Annotated in this window: 18 protein-coding genes; 3 read left to right on the forward strand and 15 right to left on the reverse strand. The window is 69.9% G+C overall.

Features of this window, described 5'->3' with window-relative positions; genetic code table 11:
• Nucleotides 1-70 precede the first annotated feature (70 nt).
• From truB to rimP, 11 genes are all read right to left on the reverse strand, one after another.
• On the reverse strand, nucleotides 71-958 hold the full coding sequence (truB, locus tag SK854_RS24445; RefSeq protein ID WP_319977439.1) for a tRNA pseudouridine(55) synthase TruB: 888 nt from the start codon (nucleotides 956-958) through the stop codon (nucleotides 71-73).
• Between the two features lie 11 nt (nucleotides 959-969).
• Nucleotides 970-2295: an MFS transporter gene (locus SK854_RS24450; RefSeq protein WP_319977440.1), complete on the reverse strand. Its 1326-nt coding sequence runs from the start codon at nucleotides 2293-2295 to the stop codon at nucleotides 970-972.
• A gap of 99 nt (nucleotides 2296-2394) precedes the next feature.
• Nucleotides 2395-3696 carry an MATE family efflux transporter gene (locus SK854_RS24455; protein ID WP_319977441.1) on the reverse strand — a complete coding sequence of 434 codons (1302 nt, stop codon included), beginning with the start codon at nucleotides 3694-3696 and terminating at the stop codon, nucleotides 2395-2397.
• A 50-nt stretch (nucleotides 3697-3746) separates the two neighbouring features.
• Nucleotides 3747-4880 carry an ROK family transcriptional regulator gene (locus SK854_RS24460; RefSeq protein WP_319977442.1) on the reverse strand — a complete coding sequence of 378 codons (1134 nt, stop codon included), beginning with the start codon at nucleotides 4878-4880 and terminating at the stop codon, nucleotides 3747-3749.
• Entirely contained in the window at nucleotides 4877-5863 is a 987-nt protein-coding gene (locus tag SK854_RS24465) for a DHH family phosphoesterase (RefSeq protein ID WP_319977443.1), read from the reverse strand. Before SK854_RS24465 ends, SK854_RS24460 begins: the two co-directional genes overlap by 4 nt.
• Before the next feature lie 158 nt (nucleotides 5864-6021).
• Nucleotides 6022-6471 carry a 30S ribosome-binding factor RbfA gene (gene rbfA, locus SK854_RS24470; protein ID WP_319977444.1) on the reverse strand — a complete coding sequence of 150 codons (450 nt, stop codon included), beginning with the start codon at nucleotides 6469-6471 and terminating at the stop codon, nucleotides 6022-6024.
• Nucleotides 6472-6562: 91 nt separating this feature from the next.
• A complete protein-coding gene (locus SK854_RS24475; protein ID WP_189153684.1) occupies nucleotides 6563-6859 on the reverse strand; it encodes a DUF503 domain-containing protein in 297 nt (98 codons plus the stop codon).
• 70 nt (nucleotides 6860-6929) lie between these two features.
• A complete protein-coding gene (gene infB, locus SK854_RS24480; RefSeq protein WP_319977445.1) occupies nucleotides 6930-10142 on the reverse strand; it encodes a translation initiation factor IF-2 in 3213 nt (1070 codons plus the stop codon).
• Between the two features lie 87 nt (nucleotides 10143-10229).
• A complete protein-coding gene (locus SK854_RS24485; RefSeq protein ID WP_406601821.1) occupies nucleotides 10230-10481 on the reverse strand; it encodes a YlxR family protein in 252 nt (83 codons plus the stop codon).
• 117 nt (nucleotides 10482-10598) lie between these two features.
• Complete coding sequence (gene nusA / locus SK854_RS24490; RefSeq protein ID WP_319977446.1) at nucleotides 10599-11612, reverse strand: transcription termination factor NusA; 1014 nt, start codon at nucleotides 11610-11612, stop codon at nucleotides 10599-10601.
• Nucleotides 11609-12133, reverse strand: coding sequence for a ribosome maturation factor RimP (gene rimP, locus SK854_RS24495; RefSeq protein WP_093597674.1), 525 nt, complete (start codon nucleotides 12131-12133; stop codon nucleotides 11609-11611). Before rimP ends, nusA begins: the two co-directional genes overlap by 4 nt.
• A gap of 129 nt (nucleotides 12134-12262) precedes the next feature.
• On the opposite strand from rimP, the gene SK854_RS24500 reads away from it, so the two are divergent.
• Nucleotides 12263-12706: a hypothetical protein gene (locus SK854_RS24500; protein WP_319977447.1), complete on the forward strand. Its 444-nt coding sequence runs from the start codon at nucleotides 12263-12265 to the stop codon at nucleotides 12704-12706.
• The gene (locus SK854_RS24505) at nucleotides 12703-13131 is read left to right on the forward strand and encodes a ferritin-like domain-containing protein (protein WP_319977448.1); all 429 of its coding nucleotides are present in this window, start codon (nucleotides 12703-12705) and stop codon (nucleotides 13129-13131) included. Before SK854_RS24500 ends, SK854_RS24505 begins: the two co-directional genes overlap by 4 nt.
• Before the next feature lie 18 nt (nucleotides 13132-13149).
• Here SK854_RS24505 and SK854_RS24510 read toward each other — a convergent pair whose 3' ends face one another.
• The 4 genes from SK854_RS24510 to SK854_RS24525 form a co-directional block, all read right to left on the reverse strand.
• Complete coding sequence (locus SK854_RS24510; RefSeq protein WP_319977449.1) at nucleotides 13150-13866, reverse strand: hypothetical protein; 717 nt, start codon at nucleotides 13864-13866, stop codon at nucleotides 13150-13152.
• 67 nt (nucleotides 13867-13933) lie between these two features.
• Nucleotides 13934-14887, reverse strand: coding sequence for an aminotransferase class V-fold PLP-dependent enzyme (locus tag SK854_RS24515; protein WP_319977450.1), 954 nt, complete (start codon nucleotides 14885-14887; stop codon nucleotides 13934-13936).
• Complete coding sequence (locus SK854_RS24520) at nucleotides 14880-15344, reverse strand: DUF4442 domain-containing protein (RefSeq protein ID WP_319977451.1); 465 nt, start codon at nucleotides 15342-15344, stop codon at nucleotides 14880-14882. The genes SK854_RS24515 and SK854_RS24520 overlap by 8 nt, the downstream gene beginning before the upstream one ends.
• An 11-nt stretch (nucleotides 15345-15355) precedes the next feature.
• A complete protein-coding gene (locus SK854_RS24525; protein ID WP_319977452.1) occupies nucleotides 15356-16309 on the reverse strand; it encodes a glycosyltransferase in 954 nt (317 codons plus the stop codon).
• 22 nt (nucleotides 16310-16331) lie between these two features.
• On the opposite strand from SK854_RS24525, the gene SK854_RS24530 reads away from it, so the two are divergent.
• Entirely contained in the window at nucleotides 16332-16889 is a 558-nt protein-coding gene (locus SK854_RS24530) for a sugar O-acetyltransferase (protein ID WP_319977453.1), read from the forward strand.
• The last annotated feature ends 2 nt before the right edge of the window (nucleotides 16890-16891 follow it).

Here is a 16891-nt window from a genome sequence, read left to right on the forward strand (position 1 = left end):
ATCAGCCTACGGCGCCTGCCCCGCCTGATGCCCGCCCACCTCGCAAGACGGTCCGAACTCGGGCACACCGTCAGTCAGCCGGGCTCAGCACGACGATCGGCTTGCAGGCGGTGCCCTCGTCCTTGACCAGCGCGATGACGTGCCCGTCCGGCCCGAACACCCCGTAGGTCCCGTCGATCCCGCCCGCGCGCAACCGCTGCCCGTGCGACAGCGCGGAAGCCTCTGCCGGGTCGATCTCGCGGCGCGGGAACGCCGTCGCGACCGCCGAGTCCAGGTCCAGCGACAGGCCGGGCGTCTCCTCCAGCTGCGCCAGGGTCTTGGCCACGCGGAGGTCGAACGGGCCGACCCTGGTGCGCCGCAACGCCCCCAGGTGCCCGCCGACGCCCAGTGCGGCACCGAGGTCGCGAGCCAGCGCGCGCACGTAGGTGCCGGACGAGCATTCGACCATCACGTCGAGGAGGACCTTCTTGTCCTCACGGCGCGAGAACAGCACGTCGAACCGGTGCACGGTCACGGGGCGTGCGGGGATCTCGACTTCCTCACCGGCACGCACCCGTGCGTAGGCGCGCTTGCCGTCGATCTTCACCGCGGAGACGGACGACGGCACCTGCTGGATCGGGCCGGTCAGCTTCGCGATCTCGGCCGCGATGGCGTCATCGGCGACGTCAGAAGCGTCCTCAGTGGACAGAACCTCGCCCTCGGCGTCGTCCGTCGTGGTGGACGCGCCGAGCACGATCGTCGCCAGATAGGCCTTGCTGTCGAGGGCGAGGTGGCCGAGGAGCTTCGTCGCCCGTTCGATGCCGAGCACGAGCACGCCGGTCGCCATCGGGTCCAGCGTGCCGGCGTGCCCGACCTTGCGGGTGCCGAGAATCCTGCGCACACGCGCCACCACGTCGTGCGAGGTCATGCCGTCCGGCTTGTCGACGACGACCAGGCCCGGTGCAACAGAGGGTTTCACGGCGCAGAAGCTTAAGCGACGTGCAGAGCGTCCCAACGACGACGCCGGATCTGGACCGGAACCGTCTCGCCGCGCTCCTCCGCCTCGAACACGGCGGCACGCGCGCGACGCCACCACACGAGCATCCGCCAGCCGCCCAGAACCAGCACCAGCACGCAGAAGCTCAACGCCACGCGGAACGCCGTGACGGGCGCCAGCACGCCCTCGACCAGGTCCAGCAGCACGCCGACGCCCAGCGCGGTCACGGTCACGGCGAGGAAGCCGCCGACGTTGACCAGGCCGCTCGCGGTGGACTGGCGATGCGACGGGTTGTAGTCGCGGGCCAGCGCGAACGCCACGCCCGAGATCGGCCCGCCCACGGTCAGCACGAGGAACACCACGGCGATGACCGGCGCCGGCACGTGCCCGCCCGGCCACAGCAGCAGCACGCCCCACCCGGTGAACGCGAACGCCAGGAACCCGACCGAGATCGGCATGCGCCACTCGGGGTTGCGCGAGAAGATCCCGCCGATGATCGGGCTCGCCACGATCGCGCCGATGACGAGCAGCCCGAGCGTGGAGGACGCGGCGCGCGGCGACATCCCCTGCGCCTGCACGAGGTACGGGTAGCCCCACAACAGGCCGATCACGGCCGGCGTCGACATGGTGCTGAAGTGCGCCCAGAACCCGAGCCGGGTGCCGGGCACGCGCCACGCCTGCCGCACCTTCGGCCAGATCTTGCGCACCGGCACGACTTCCGGCTTCGGCGCGGTGAATCCGGCCGGCACGTCCCGCACCCGCGAGAACGCCACGACCGAGTACAGCGCGGTCAGCCCGCCCGCGATGAGGAACGCCCACGTCCACCCGATCGAGCCGAGCATGAGCGTCAGCGGCACGGTGGCGACGAGGTTGCCGACGCCACCGATCGCGGCCGTGACCGCGACGACGAGCGAGTACTGGCGCGGCGGGAAGTGCGTCGCGACGAGCCGGATCACGCTGATGAACGTCATCGCGTCACCCATGCCCAGCACGGCCCGCGCGACGAGTCCGAGCCCGTACGAGTCGGCGATGGCGAAGAGCACCTGGCCGGTGCCCATGAGCAGGGCGGCGACGGTGAGCACCCGGCGCGGCCCGTAGCGGTCCACCAGCAGGCCGGTGGGGATCTGCATGAGGGCGTAGACACCGATCTGCAGCACGGTGAAGACACCGAGCTGCGCGGGTCCGAGCCCGAAGCGTTCGCTCGCCTCCAGTCCGGCCACGCCGAGCGTGGTGCGGTGGAACAGGGCGGCGAAGTAGACGAAGACGGCGGTGGTCCAGATCAGCCACGAGGTGCGGGTGGCGCGATCGACCGGTGGCAAGGCGGCACTCTCCCAGGTCGGAGGCAGGCAGACATTAGTTACATCGCCTAAACAACCTTCTTGGTAACGATTTCATGCCGTGAGGTCGGACACAGCGCCCTAACGGACCGCGCCCTCGACTGCCCAGTCCCCGGAGCGTGTGCGCCACACCACGGCCACGAGCCGCAGCACCATGAACGCCGACAGCCCCGTCCAGATCCCGGCGAGCCCCCACCCGAACGCGTACGCGGCCCACACGAGCGGCAGGAACCCGATCACCGCCGACCCGAGCGTCGCGGTCCGCATGAACTTCACGTCACCGGCGCCGAGCAGCACACCGTCCAACGCGAACACCACGCCCGCGATCGGTTGCAGCGCAACGAAGAACCACCACGCGTTCGGAATCTCGCCCAGCACGCCGGCGTCCGTCGTGAACGCCCGCGGCAGCACGGGGAACAGCGCCGCGAACACGACCCCGAGCCCGATGCCGAACACCAGTCCGTACCGCGTGATCTGCCAGGCGAGCTTCTCCGCCTGCCCGCGCTTCGACGCCCCCAGCGCCGCGCCGACGAGCGACTGCGCCGCGATGGCCAACGAGTCGAGCACAAGTGCGAGGAACGTCCACAGCTGCAACACGACCTGATGCGCGCCCAAGGCAGCTACGGAGGACCGCGCCGCCACGGAGGCGGCGCTGATGAAGCACGCCTGGAACGCCAGGCTCCGCAACACCAGATCACGCCCCATGCCGAGCTGCGCGCGCATGGCGGTCCACTGCGGCCTCAACGACACGTGCTCCGCGAAGAGCGCCCTGAAGAACAGCCCTGCCGAGAGCACCTGCGCCACCACGTTCGCGACCGCGGAGCCCTCCAGCCCCCAGCCCGCGCCGTAGACGAGCGCCGGGCACAGCACCGCGCTGATGCCGTTGCCGATCAGGATGTACTTCAAGGGCCGTTTGGTGTCCTGAACGCCGCGCATCCACCCGTTGCCGGCCATCGTGACAAGGATGAACGGCGCACCGAACAACGCGATGCGCACCCACTCCACCGCCGCGTCCGCCACAGCGCCGCCACCGGCGAGCAGTTCCGCCAGCGGCCGCGCGAACAGCTGCCCCAGGAGCACGACGAGCACCCCGGCCGCCAGCGCCAGCCACGTCGCCTGCACGCCCTCCTCGACGGCCTCCTGACGCCGCCCAGCCCCGTGCAACCGTGCCGTGCGCGCCGTCGTGCCGTACGAGAGGAACGTCAGCTGCGTCGACACCTGCGTGAGCAGCACACCGCCGAGCGCGAGCCCGGCGAGCGGCAACGCCCCCAGGTGTCCCACCACGGCCGTGTCGACGAGCACGTACAACGGCTCGGCCGCCAGCACCCCGAGAGCGGGCACCGCCAGCCCGATCACCCGCCGAGCGGGAACCCGATCCTCCACCGGACGAACCTATGCTCCCCAGGGCACTGCCGTGCGGTGATGGCGGCCACTCACGACCGTTGGGGCAACCCGAACACCTGCTCGCGCGCCACGGCCAGCGCCGAGTGCAACGCCCCTGACCGCACCGGGTTCGCGGTGATCTGCGCGAGGTACACCGGCGTCCGCGGCACCACGAGCTTCAACAGCTCGGAGGCCACTAGATCGCACAACGTCTCGCCACCCGCGTGCGCCACTCCACCGGACAGCAGCACGAGCTCCGGGTCGAGCACGCACACGACGTTCGCGAGCCCGAGCGCGATCCGGTGCGCGAGAGCCGTGAGGAACGCCCGTCCCTCGGTGCCGGCGTTGAGCGCGTGGGCAACCGCTTCCAGCCCCGACGACTCCTTGATGCCGTACTCGGCCGCCAGCTGCACGATCGCGTCGCTGTCGACCTGGTCGCCGTAGCGCCCGCCGGGCACCTGCATGGAGTCGATCTCGCCCGCGCCGCCGGTGACGCCGCGCAGCAGCACGCCGTTGACCACGACCGCCGACCCGATCTCGTCCGCGGGCCAGAACAGCACGAAGTTGCGCACGCCGACCGCCTTGCCGGAGCTCATCTCCTCCAGAGCGGCGAGGTTGATGTCGTTCTCGATCGACACCGACGTCCCGAACAGCTCGCGCAACGTCGAGGGCAGGTCGACGTCCACCAGTCCCGGCAGGTGCGGCGCGAACCCGAGATGCCCGGTGGACGGATCCACGGCGCCCGGCGTGCCGACGACGACGTGCGCCAGCGCGTCGAGCTTGAGCCCGGCCAGCGCCGTCGCCTTCTGCACCGTCTCCCGGAAGACCTGAAGGGTGTTCTCCTTCGGCATCGGCGCGCTGTGCTCGGCCAGCAGCGACCCGGTGATGTCCGCGATGGCCACGTCGATCAGCTCGGCCGTCAGCGCCACCGCGGCCACGTACCCGACGCCGCCGTTGACGGCCCACATCTGCGCACGAGGTCCACGCCCGCCGCCGCGCAACCCGGTGCGGACGACCATGCCGTCCTCTTCGAGCCGCGCCAGCAACTGGGCGGTCGCGGGCTTGGACAGCCCGATGACCTCCTCCAGCTCGGCCCGCGTCATCGCCCCACTGCGCAACAGCGTCTCGATCGCGGCCCGGTCGTTGATCTCCCGCAGCAGTCGCGGGCTCCCTGTCCGTGTCATGACTCCACCCGCTCCAACGCACCCTTCAGCGCGGCGACGACCTGCTCAGCGGCCCCGTCGAACGTGAACCCGGCCGCCAGCCGATGCCCACCGCCCCCGAGGATCTGCGCCACCTCACGAACGTCGACCCGGCTCACGGCCCGCAGCGACACGGACCAGAACCCAGGCCGTAGTTCCTTCAACACGGCCGCGACCTCGGCTTCGGAGGCGGAGCGCACGACGTCGATGACGCTCTCCACCTCTTCGCTACGCACGTCACGCGCGTCATCGAGGCTCACGACCGCATGCGCCAGTCCCAGGCCGTGTGCGGCCTTCTGGTCAAGCTCTGCTTTGGCCAGCACCCGCGACAACATGCCGAGATATGCGAACGGGTGCGCGTCCATCAACGGCCGCGTGACGGCGTACGCGTCCACTCCGGTCTCAAGCAACCGCGCGGCGGTGTGGTGGGCCTCGGGTCCGGCCTTCCGAAAGCCCCCGGTGTCGGTCACGAGTCCGGCGTAAACGCACCGGGCAATGGGCTCGTCGATCTCGACGTCCATCTCGTCGAGCAGCTTGAGCGCAATGAGCGCCGTGGCTTCCGCGTGGTCGTCGATGCAATGCACCGTTCCGTACCGCGTGTTCGACACGTGGTGGTCCACAACGATGACGGGCCCGGTGCAGGCGGCCACGCGACCGGCGAGCGGTCCGAGCCGCTGCAGGCTTCCCGTGTCCATGACCACCAGGAACTCCGGCTGTTCCGGCACCTCGTCGCGGTGCACCAGCAACCCCGCCGTGTCCAGTGCCTTCAGGCTTTCGGGCACGCCCTCGGGCTCGCCGAAGGCCACCCGCACCGTCACTCCGCGCCGGTGCAGCGCGAGTCCCACCGCGAGGGCACTCCCGAGCGTGTCCGCGTCGGGGTTGATGTGACTGAGAAGTGTCACATCACGGGCGCCGGCCAGTAACCGCGCGGCCTCGGCAATGGTGGTGCTCAGGTCGTCTGCCACAGGGAGACGTTAGCCGCTCACCGTCTCGAAATGTTGTACGGCACCCTCAGACAAGACAGTTTCCATCCGGTTTCCGCGCCTGTGTGCCATGTGGACGAACGGCCGGGCAACACGAAGGCGGGACACGTTCGCACGTGTCCCGCCTCGGTCAGCACTCGTCAGTCCTCGTCTTCGTCCTCACGAGGAGCCTTGTACGGGTCGGCCTCGCCGGCGGGAGCAGCTCCCACCGCGCGCCGAGCCACCTCGGCGTCCGAGGCCTGCGCCTTGGCGAGGAGCTCTTCCATCTTCCGAGCCTCGTCCGGCACGGTGTCGGTCATGAACGTCAGCGTGGGCGTGAAACGCACCCCCGTCTGAGCTCCGACCATCGACCGCAGAACGCCCTTGGCGCTTTCCAGGGCCAGAGCGGCACCGACGTAGTCGGGCTCCACGTTCAGGCGCTCACCGAGCACCGTGTAGTAGACGGTCGCGTCGTGCAGATCCCCGGTCACCTTGGTGTCGGTGATCGTGACCCGAGCCAACCGCGGATCCTTGACCTCGTGCTCCAGAGCCGAAGCCACGATCTGCGAGATCCGCTTGGCGAGCTTGCGGGCACGTGCCGTGTCGGCCACGAGCCTCCCCTTCCTAGTCGTCCTCCGGCCCGACGAAACGCGTCCGGGTCCGAAGGCAATAAGCACAGTGCAGTTCCAGTTCGAGCCGCGGTCACTCGTCCTCGGGCCCGACCAGTCTTGTCCGTGCTGAAAGTAGTTCCAGTTCGGGACGTCCGGCGACCAGCCTTTCACAGCCGGCGAGAACGTCCCTGACGTGCTCCAGGTCGGCGGCGACGGCCGCGACCCCGATCAAGCTGCGCCGATGCAGGTCGAGATGACCCGCCTCGGAGACAGCGACCTCGAATCGCTTGCGCAGCTCGGCCACCAAGGGCCGGACCACCGAGCGCTTCTCCTTCAACGAGTGGACGTCGCCCAAGAGCACGTCCAGTTCCAGAGCCCCCACGTACATGGGCAAGATCCTCCAGAAGAAAAGGGTGCGGAGCCACCGGTTAAACGGCTCCGCACCCCTCATCCACCGACTAGGCGCGCGGCTTCTCGCGCATCTCGAAGGTCTCGATGATGTCTTCCAGCTTCAGGTCGCTGTAGTTGCCGAGCGTGAGACCACACTCGAAACCTTCGCGGACCTCGGTGGCGTCGTCCTTGAACCGCTTGAGCGAGCTGATCGGGAGGTTCTCCGCGATCACCTTGCCGTCACGGATCAGGCGAGCACGCGCGTTGCGGCGGATCTCGCCCGACAGGACCATGCAACCCGCGATCGTGCCGACCTTGGAGGACTTGAAGACGTCGCGGACCTCGGCGCGGCCGAGCTGGACCTCTTCGAACTCCGGCTTGAGGAGACCCTTGAGGGCCGCCTCGATCTCGTCGATCGCCGAGTAGATGACCGTGTAGTACCGGACGTCCACACCTTCGCGGTTCGCGAGTTCGGTCGCCTTGCCCTCGGCCCGGACGTTGAAGCCCAGGACGATGGCGGAACCGGCCACGGCGAGGTTGATGTCGCCTTCGGTGATGCCACCGACACCGCGGTGGATCACGCGCAGCTCGACGTCGTCGCCGACCTCGATCTTCATGAGCGCGTCCTCGAGGGCCTCGACGGTACCCGAGTTGTCACCCTTGATGATCAAGGTGAGAGCGCTGGTTTCCTTGAGCGCTGCGTCCAGGTCTTCCAGGCTGACGCGCTTGCGCTTCGCCGCGTTGGCGGCGTTGCGGGTGCGGGCCTGACGACGCTCGGCGATCTGGCGGGCGACGCGGTCCTCGTCGACGACGAGGAACGAGTCACCGGCGCGCGGCACCGAGGTCAGACCGATGACCTGCACCGGACGCGACGGGGTCGCGACGGTGACGTCATCGCCGTGCTCGTCGACCATGCGGCGGACGCGACCATAAGCGTCACCCGCGACGATCGAGGAACCCACGCGGAGCGATCCGCGCTGGACGAGCACCGTGGCGACCGGACCGCGACCGCGGTCGAGGTGAGCCTCGATCGCGACACCCTGGGCCTCCATGTCCGGGTTGGCCCGGAGGTCCAGCGAGGCGTCGGCGGTCAACAGGATGGCCTCGAGGAGGCTGTCGATGTTGATGCCCTGCTTCGCGGAGATGTCGACGAACATCGTGTCGCCGCCGTACTCCTCGGCGACGAGGCCGTACTCGGTCAGCTGCTGGCGGATCTTGGAGGGGTTCGCACCCTCCTTGTCGATCTTGTTGACCGCGACCACGATCGGCGCCTGAGCTGCCTGCGCGTGGTTGATGGCCTCGACCGTCTGCGGCATCACGCCGTCGTCAGCGGCGACGACGATGACCGCGATGTCGGTCGCGTTCGCACCACGAGCACGCATGGCGGTGAACGCCTCGTGACCCGGGGTGTCGATGAAGGTGATGAGCCGCGGGTTGCCCTCGAGCTCGGTCTGCACCTGGTAGGCACCGATGTGCTGGGTGATGCCACCGGCCTCGCCCTCGGCGACCTTCGCCTTGCGGATGGTGTCGAGCAGGCGCGTCTTACCGTGGTCGACGTGACCCATGACGGTCACGACCGGCGGACGGATCTGCAGGTCGTCCTCGCCACCGGCGTCCTCGCCGTAGGTGATGTCGAACGTCTCGAGCAGCTCGCGGTCCTCCTCCTCGGGGGACACGACCTGCACGACGTAGTTCATCTCGGTGCCGAGCAGCTCCAAGATCTCGTCGGACACCGACTGGGTCGCCGTGACCATCTCGCCCAGGTGGAAGAGCACCTGCACGAGCGACGCCGGGTTGGCGTTGATCTTGTCGGCGAAGTCGGTCAGCGAGGCACCGCGCGGCAGGCGGATCGTCTCGCCCTGCCCCTTGGGCAGGCGGACGCCACCGACCGAAGGCGCCTGCATGTTGTCCATGTACTCCTGGCGCTTCTGCCGCTTGGACTTGCGTCCACGACGCGCCGGACCACCCGGACGACCGAAGGCACCAGCGGTACCGCCGCGACCAGCGCCGCCGCCACCACCGGGACGACCGCGGAAACCGCCGCCACCGGCCGGGGCACCGCCGCCGCCACCAGGACGGAAGCCGCCACCAGCGCCGCCACCGCCGCCACCGGGACGGAAGCCGCCACCAGCGCCGCCGCCACCGCCGGGACGGAAGCCGCCACCGCCGCCACCGCCACCGCCGCCTCCGCGGAAGCCGCCGCCACCGCCGCCGCCCCCACCGGGACGACCGCCGCCACCGCCGCCGCCACCAGGACGACCGCCACCGCCGCCGCCACCGGGACCAGGCCGGTTACCGGCCGGACGGTTGCCCGGCATCATGCCGGGGTTCGGACGCGGGGGCATGTTGCCCGGGTTGGGACGGGGACCGCCCTGACCGGGCCCACCGGGACGGGGACCGCCCTGGCCGGGACCGCCGGGACGACCGCCCTGTGCGGCAGCCGGACGCTGACCACCCTGGCCGGGCGCACCACTCGGACGAGGGTTCGCCGGGCGCGGGTCGCCGGGCTTCGGGCCGGAGGGGCGCTCGCCCTGCTCCGGACGCGGGCCGGGACGAGGCCCAGGACGCGGCGAGGGAGCGTTGCCGCCACCGACGCCGAAGGGGTTGTTGCCCGGACGCGGGGAGCGCGGGCCGGCAGGCTTGGAAGACTGCGGGCGCGGCGGAACCACGGACGGGGGCTGCGCACCAGCGGACGCGGCCGGAGCCTGCGGCTGCTGGGGCTGGGACTGCTGGGGCGCCTGCTGCGGAGCCGGGCGCGGGCCCGGACGCGGACCGCCACCCGGCTTGGAGCCGCCGGGAGCCGGGGCAGCCTTGGGGGCGGCCGGAGCCGACGCGGCGGGTGCCGGTGCGGCGGCCGGAGCCTGGGGCTGCTGCTGAGGTGCGGGCGCTGCGGCTGCGGGAGCCGCGGGAGCCGGAGCCTGCGCGGCAGGAGCTGCCGGAGCGGGCTTGGGCGCCGGCGGGCGCGGGGCGGCCGGACGCGGTCCGGGAGAGCCCTTCTGCGCGCCGGACTGGTTGTCGGAAGCTGCGGGCTTCTGCTCCGCCGGTGCGGCGGGCGCTGCTGCAGCGGGTGCGGGTGCCTTGGGCTTCGGAGCGGACGGCTTGGGAGCCGGCTTCGAAGACTTGGCTTCGTAGGCGTCACGAAGCCGCCGGGCCACGGGGGCCTCGACGGTCGAGGACGCGGACTTCACGTACTCGCCTTGTTCGGCGAGCTTGTTGAGAACTTCCTTGCTCGTAACACCAAGCTCTTTTGCGAGCTCGTGCACGCGGGCCTTGCCTGCCACTGCTCTCCTAAGTCGTGAGGCCGGCGGGCAAGTCCCATCGACCTCGTCTTAACGTCGCGCGTTCATGTCTTCAGCTTCACGGCTGACTCATGACGGGTCGACCTGCTTCCTTGATGCTTGCTGGCCGCGGGGCTGTCCCGAGGCCAAGTTCCCTTGCTGCTGCTCCACGTGCTCGCGCAGCGAAGCGACGTCGAGTGCTCCCTGGACCTTGAAGGCCCGCGAGAACGCCCGTCGCCGCTCGGCGTTGCGGAGACATTCGAGATCGAAATGCAACCAAGCACCTCGACCAGGAAGCCGCCGACGGACGTCCGGAACCACCGAACCGTCCACCGCGACCACACGCAGCAGCTCAGACGGCAACGTCCGGGTACGGCATCCAATGCACGTACGAACAGGGCCGATGTGCTGGGAAACCGATCCCGACGTTGAACCGTTGATAATTCTATCCCCTGGAGCTCACTCAGCCGAACCGGATGTGACCGCACCGGCTGCCGGAGCCTCCGCGTCACTGCGGATGTCGATGCGCCAGCCCGTCAGACGGGCGGCCAGGCGGGCGTTCTGCCCCTCCTTGCCGATCGCCAGCGAGAGCTGGAAGTCCGGCACCACGACGCGTGCCGTCTTGGCGCGCTCGTCGAGCACTCGCACAGACACAACCTTGGCCGGGGACAAGGCATTCCCGACGAACGTGGCGGCGTCGTCCGAGTGGTCGATGATGTCGATCTTCTCGCCACCGAGCTCGTGCATGACGTTGCGCACACGGGCACCCATCGGGCCGATGCAGGCGCCCTTGGCGTTCACTCCGGCGACCGTGGTCTTCACCGCGATCTTCGAACGGTGACCTGCCTCACGTGCCACCGCGGGGATCTCCACGGTGCCGTCCGCGATCTCCGGGACCTCGAGGGCGAACAGCCGCCGCACGAGGTTCGGGTGGGTGCGCGAGAGGGCGATCTGCGGCCCGCGCGCACCGCGGGACACGCTCACGACGTAGCACTTGATGCGCTCGCCGTGGTTGTACTGCTCGCCCGGCACCTGCTCGGCCGGCGGGAGCACTCCCTCGGTGTCGCCGACCTGCACGACGACCATGCCACGGGCGTTCGCACGGGCGTCGCGCTGCACGACACCCGCGATGATCTCGCCCTCCTTGGCGGCGAACTCACCGAACGTGCGCTCGTGCTCGGCGTCGCGCAGGCGCTGCAGGATGACCTGCCGCGCCGTCGTGGCCGCGATGCGGCCGAAGCCTTCCGGAGTGTCGTCCCACTCCTCCCGAATCGCACCGTCCGGCGCGATGTCCTGCGCGATCACGCGCACGACACCGGTCTTGCGGTCGATCTCCACCTTCGAATGCGTGGCATGCCCGTCGGTGTGCTTGTAGGCGGTCAGCAGTGCTGACTCGATCGCCTCCAGGACCGTCTCGAAGGGGATGTCCTTTTCACGTTCGATCGCCCTCAGGGCGGCGATGTCGACGTTCACCTCGGCTCCTCCTTCGGTGCTTTCCGAGTGAGCCGAGCCAGTTCCTCGACCGGCGGCTGCTTGAACTCGATCTCCATGACCGCGCGTTCGATATGGCGGTACTCCACGCGCCGCAGCTCGTCCTTGTGCAGCAGCTCGACCCCGGTCTCGTCGCACTCGCCGACCCGGCCGAACCACTCGGCCTTCTCCGGCTGCTTGATCTTCACGAGACGCAGGTGAGCGCGCTTCCAGTGGCGCGGGCGCGTCAGGGGGCGGTCGACACCCGGCGAGGTGACCTCGAGGGTGTACGGCCCGTTGATGATGTGGTCGTGCTCGTCGAGAGCGGCGGAAACCACGCGGCTCGCCTCGGCGACCTCGTCGAGCCCGATGCCGTCCTCACCGTCCACGACGACCTTGACCAGACGGCGGCGCCCAGCCTGATTCACGTCGAGCGCGTCGAGGTCGAAGCCGGCGGCTTCGAGAGCTTCCCGCACAACGGGTGCTAGCTGCGCGGAAAGCTCTCCGCGCGGCGGGCTGGACACGTGGTGTCTCCTTCAGTTCGAACGCATGAAAACCCCGGCCGACGGTACTTTCGGCGGCCGTGGACGACCAGACTATCTCGTTCGCCCGGCTCCCACCGCGCCGCACGGCTGCTGGCAATATGGGTTCGCGTGATCTCCGAATCGGTCAGCCGCCGCCGTGTGCTGTTCGCGGTGGCCGCCGCACCGCTCGCCGTTGCGTGCACCACAGAACCTCCGCCGCCACCGCCGCCGGACCCGCTGTCGGCCCTCGCGGCGCAAGCGCGTGCCGACGCCAAGCTGGCCCAGGCGCTGACGACGGTGCCCACGGCCGCGGAGATCGCGAAGGCCCGCGAGACGCACGCCACGTTGTTGCAGGCCGAGGTCGACCGCGAACGCCCGCCGCAGTCGTCCACGGCGCCGCCCGCCCCGACCTCGCCGCCCACGCCTCCCGACCCGCTGGCGGCGCTGCGGACCGCGCTCGACGAGTCCGTCCGGGAGGCCTCGGCCGCCGTCGCCAAGCTGCCCGCCTACCGCGCCGGTCTCGTCGGCTCGGTGGCCGCGGGCTGCGCCTCGCTGCGGGAGGTGCTCGCATGAGCGTCGAATCCGTGCAGACCGCGCTCGGAACCGAGCACGCGGCGTTGTGGACCTACGGCATGGTGTCGGCGTTCCTGGGCGACCAGGCCGCCGCCGTCGCGGAGGGCGCGAACCTGCACCGGGCGCGCCGGGACACGACCGAGCGGTGGCTGCGTGACCACGGCTCGACCCCGAACCCGCCCGCCGCCGCCTACCTGCCGCCCGCGCCGGTGTCGGACGGGCCGTCCGCGCTCGCCTCGCTGGTGGCCGTCGAGCAGGACACCTGTGCCGCGTGGCGTGGCGTGCTGGAGCGGACCGACGACCCCGGGCTGCGCACGTCGGCGCTTGAAGCGTTGACGACGGCCGCCGTCCGTGCGACCCGCTGGCGCAGGACCGCGGGGACGACCCCGGCGTCGATCACGATGCCGGGCGTCGCCTCGGGCTGACGGCGTCCGCCGGAAGAGCTAGCCGCCGAAGGAGGACGCGAGCCTGATCGCGTCCGCGGAGACCCGCTTCATCTCCTTGTTGTGCGCGAGCGCGTCGGCGCCCCTGGTCGGCGAGTCGGACTCGACGATCACGACCAGCTGGTCGCGTTGCTCGGAGGCGTACCCGCCGTTGGCCAGCGTGGTCAGCGGCGGCACGCTGATGGCCTTGTCCAGCACCAGGTCCTTGACGTTGCCGGTGCCGTCCTTCTGGGTCAGCTCGCGCAGCTGCCGTGCCTCGTCCGCCGTCTTCATCTTCACCACGGACACCGACGAGTACACGGTGCTGCCGCTGGGCAACTTGGCCGTGTAGAAGGCACGCGTCAGCTGAAGACATGGCGTGGTCTTGAAGAAGGCCTGCGTCTGGCTCGTCGCGTGGGCCGCGCAGTCGCTGTCCTTCACCGGTTCCGGCAACTCCGGCACGGTGGTGAACTCGAACTCCCCCGCGGTCTTCTGCGGTTGCGCGACCTGCCGGTCGATCGGGTCCGACGGCTGCAGCACCCACCACACGAACCCTGACACCACCGCGACGCCGACGAGCGCCAGAGCCTTGCCCACCCACGTCGACTTGCGCTGGGGCGGAGGCGGCGGCGCGGGCAAGTGCCCCTGGCGGTTGTCCATGATCGACTGCAGCTTCACGAGCTCGTCGGCCGGGTACAACGGCGCGGTGTCGGTGGGCCTCGGTGGGAAGCGAGGCATGTTCTGGGTCACCTCTTCAGGTGACTGGCGTGGTTCCGACACAAGGACCCACGGTAACGGACGGCAGTCACGCGAGCGCTTCGAGCACCCGGTCAACGTCCTCGATCGTGTTGTACATGTGACACGCATATCGCGTGCGACCAGCACGAACCGAGGAAACGACCCCCTGAACGGGTGGCCTGCCCACTGACACGATCGCCGAGCCGTTGGGCGGCAGCCCCAGTCCATTCAGGAGGCGATCCGTCAGTTTCACGCAGTGCGCGCGCACTGCTTCGAGGTCCAGTGTGGCCACCCACGGGAGCGCGACCGCCGCACCGACGTGGGAGAACCACGTCGGCGAGAGGTCGAACCGCCGTGCGTCCGAACGGAGCACAAGATCGGTGCCGTAGTTCTCGCCCGTGCTGTACCAGTTGGCCGCCAACGGCTTGAGCGACGGCATCCGGTCCGGCCGCACCGCCATCCAGGCCGCGCCGCGCGGTGCCATCAGCCACTTGTAGGCCACACCGACGACGAAATCGGCCCACGCCAACGACAGCGGCCTCCACCCGGCGGCCTGCGACACGTCGAGCAGCACCGCTTTGCCGGACGCCCTCAACGCTTCGAGGTCCGCGATCTTCCCGTCGGCCGACTGGACCACGCTCATCGCGACGAGGTCGCACTCGTCCACTGTGGACACGATCTGGTGCCCGGCGGCGACGAACGGCAGCGTGACGCTGGTGAAGTCGCCGGGATCCACGAAGACCTTCGAGCCGACCGGCAACGACTGCGCGACCAGCGACACGAACTGCGACACCGTGGCGCCGCAGGCGACCGACGCGGCAGGCACCCCGATCAGCCGTCCGAACGCCTCGCGCGAGGTCTCGACGGCCTCGTTGAACGTGGACGACGTGTCCTGGCCGCGCCGCCACCGTTCGTGCGACGCCGTCACCGCGTCGGCGACGTGCCGCGGAGGCACGCCGATGGACGCCGTGTTCAGGTAACCGGGCTCGACGTCGAAGACCGCTCCAAAAGCCTCACGCATGCGCGAGCTGCTTGCCGCGCTTACGTCGCGCGTAGACCTGCTTCTTCACCCGTGCGATCACGGTCCCATCCTGCCCGACGACGTCCGTCTCGAACCAGATCAAGGCCTTCTCGCCACCGCTGGTCTGCTCCAGCACCTGCGCGACGTGCTCCTCGGTCAGCTGGAACTCGGCGTACACGGTGCCACGGCCGGGCGCGACGAACTCGATCTCGCCCGCCTGGTCCCACACGACGTGGTCGCCCTGGAGCTGGTTGAACAGCAGCAACACCCAGAACGGGTCGGTCATCGCGAACAGCGAACCGCCGAAGTGGGTGCCGAAGAAGTTGCGGTTCCACGGGCGCAGACGCATCCGCACCCGTGCGTACCGGTAGTCCGGTGAGATCTCCACGACGCGGATGCCGGCGAACAGGAACGGCGGCCACAGGTTCATCCCGAGGCGCAGGCGGCTTGCCTTCATAAAAAACAGTGTTACACAACACTCGCCAGACTGTCCGCAACTTCCTCCGGCGACGGCATGTGACGTATCTCCCGGGTGATCTGACCAGCGGCTTCGCGGTAGGAGGAGTCCGCGAACAGCTGCCGCACGCAGTCCGCGATCGGCCCCGCGCTGAACGCGGCCGGACGTAGCGCCGCACCGGCCGCGACGAGCGCGTCGGCGTTGCCGAACTGATCGGCCCCCTGCGGCAGCAGGACCTGGGGAACCCCCGCGGCGAGCGCGCCCAGCATCGTGCCGCTGCCGCCGTGATGAACGGCGACGTCCGCGTACCGCAGCACCTCCGCCTGGGGCAGCCACGGGTACACCTTCACGTTCGGCGGTACGTCGCGGAGTCCGACACGCGGCGCGGCCACGATCACCTGCGCCTCGGAGATCTTGCCGAGCCCCACGACCGCCTCGGCGAGCAGTTCGCGCGTGCCGAACGCCGTGCCGAGCGTGAGGTAGATCAGCTTCCCCGCGGTGCGCACCGGCACGTCACCGGGCGGCGAGAACGGCACGGGCCGCAGCGGGATCCGGGCCTCCTTCAGGAACGCGGCGTCCTGCAGCGACGGCGGGCAGATGTCGAGGTGCCGTCCGCCGGTGGGCCGCACGAAGCCGATGCCGTCGGGGAACATCCGCCCGAACCCGTGCCACAGCGCGGGAAACCCGCGGCGCCGGGCCTCGGACACGACCTCGGGCACCGCCCACTCGCCGATCACGAGGTCGGGCAGCAACCGCTCCAACTCGGGCGCGATGTCCTCGGCGTAGATCTCCCCGAACACGAACCCGGGCCGGAACGGCCGCAGCCCGAGCTTCCCGAGCACCGGGTGCATCTCCTCACCGACCGCGTAGTGCACCTCGTGGCCGGCGGCGCGGAAGGCCGACGCCAGCGGGATCAACGGATAGGTGTGGCCGACGGTGGCCATGCTGGCGAAGAGCACGCGCATGATCTGACGATACTGAGTCCTCATGGGAACCAACCGCGAGAAGATGATCAACGGCGAGCCCTACCTGCCGGCGGACCCCGAACTGGACGCGGACCGGCGCCGCGGCTGGCGTGAGATGGCCCGGTTCAACGCGCACGACCCGGAAGACCTCGACGGGATGTACGCGATCCTCAAGGGATTCGTGGCGGAGATCGGCGAGAACTCGACGTTCATGCAGCGCCTGCAGATCGAGTACGGCTACAACACCCGCGTCGGCGCGAACAGCTTCATGAACTACGGCGGCGTCATCCTCGACTGCGGCCCGGTGACCATCGGCGATCACGTGATGATGGGTCCGAACGTGCAGCTGCTCACGGCGTTGCACCCCGTCGAGGACCACGACGCGCGGATCGCGGGCTGGGAGACGACCGCGCCGATCGTCATCGGGGACCAGGTGTGGTTCGGCGGCGGCGTGATCGTCTGCCCCGGCGTCACCATCGGCAACAACACGGTGGTCGGCGCGGGCAGTGTCGTGACGCGCGATCTGCCTGCTCACGTGCTTGCGGTCGGCAACCCCGCACGGGTCGTTCGTAAGATCTGAGT

Source organism: Lentzea sokolovensis, from assembly GCF_033949975.1.
GTDB classification, from domain to species: Bacteria; Actinomycetota; Actinomycetes; order Mycobacteriales; family Pseudonocardiaceae; genus Lentzea; species Lentzea sokolovensis.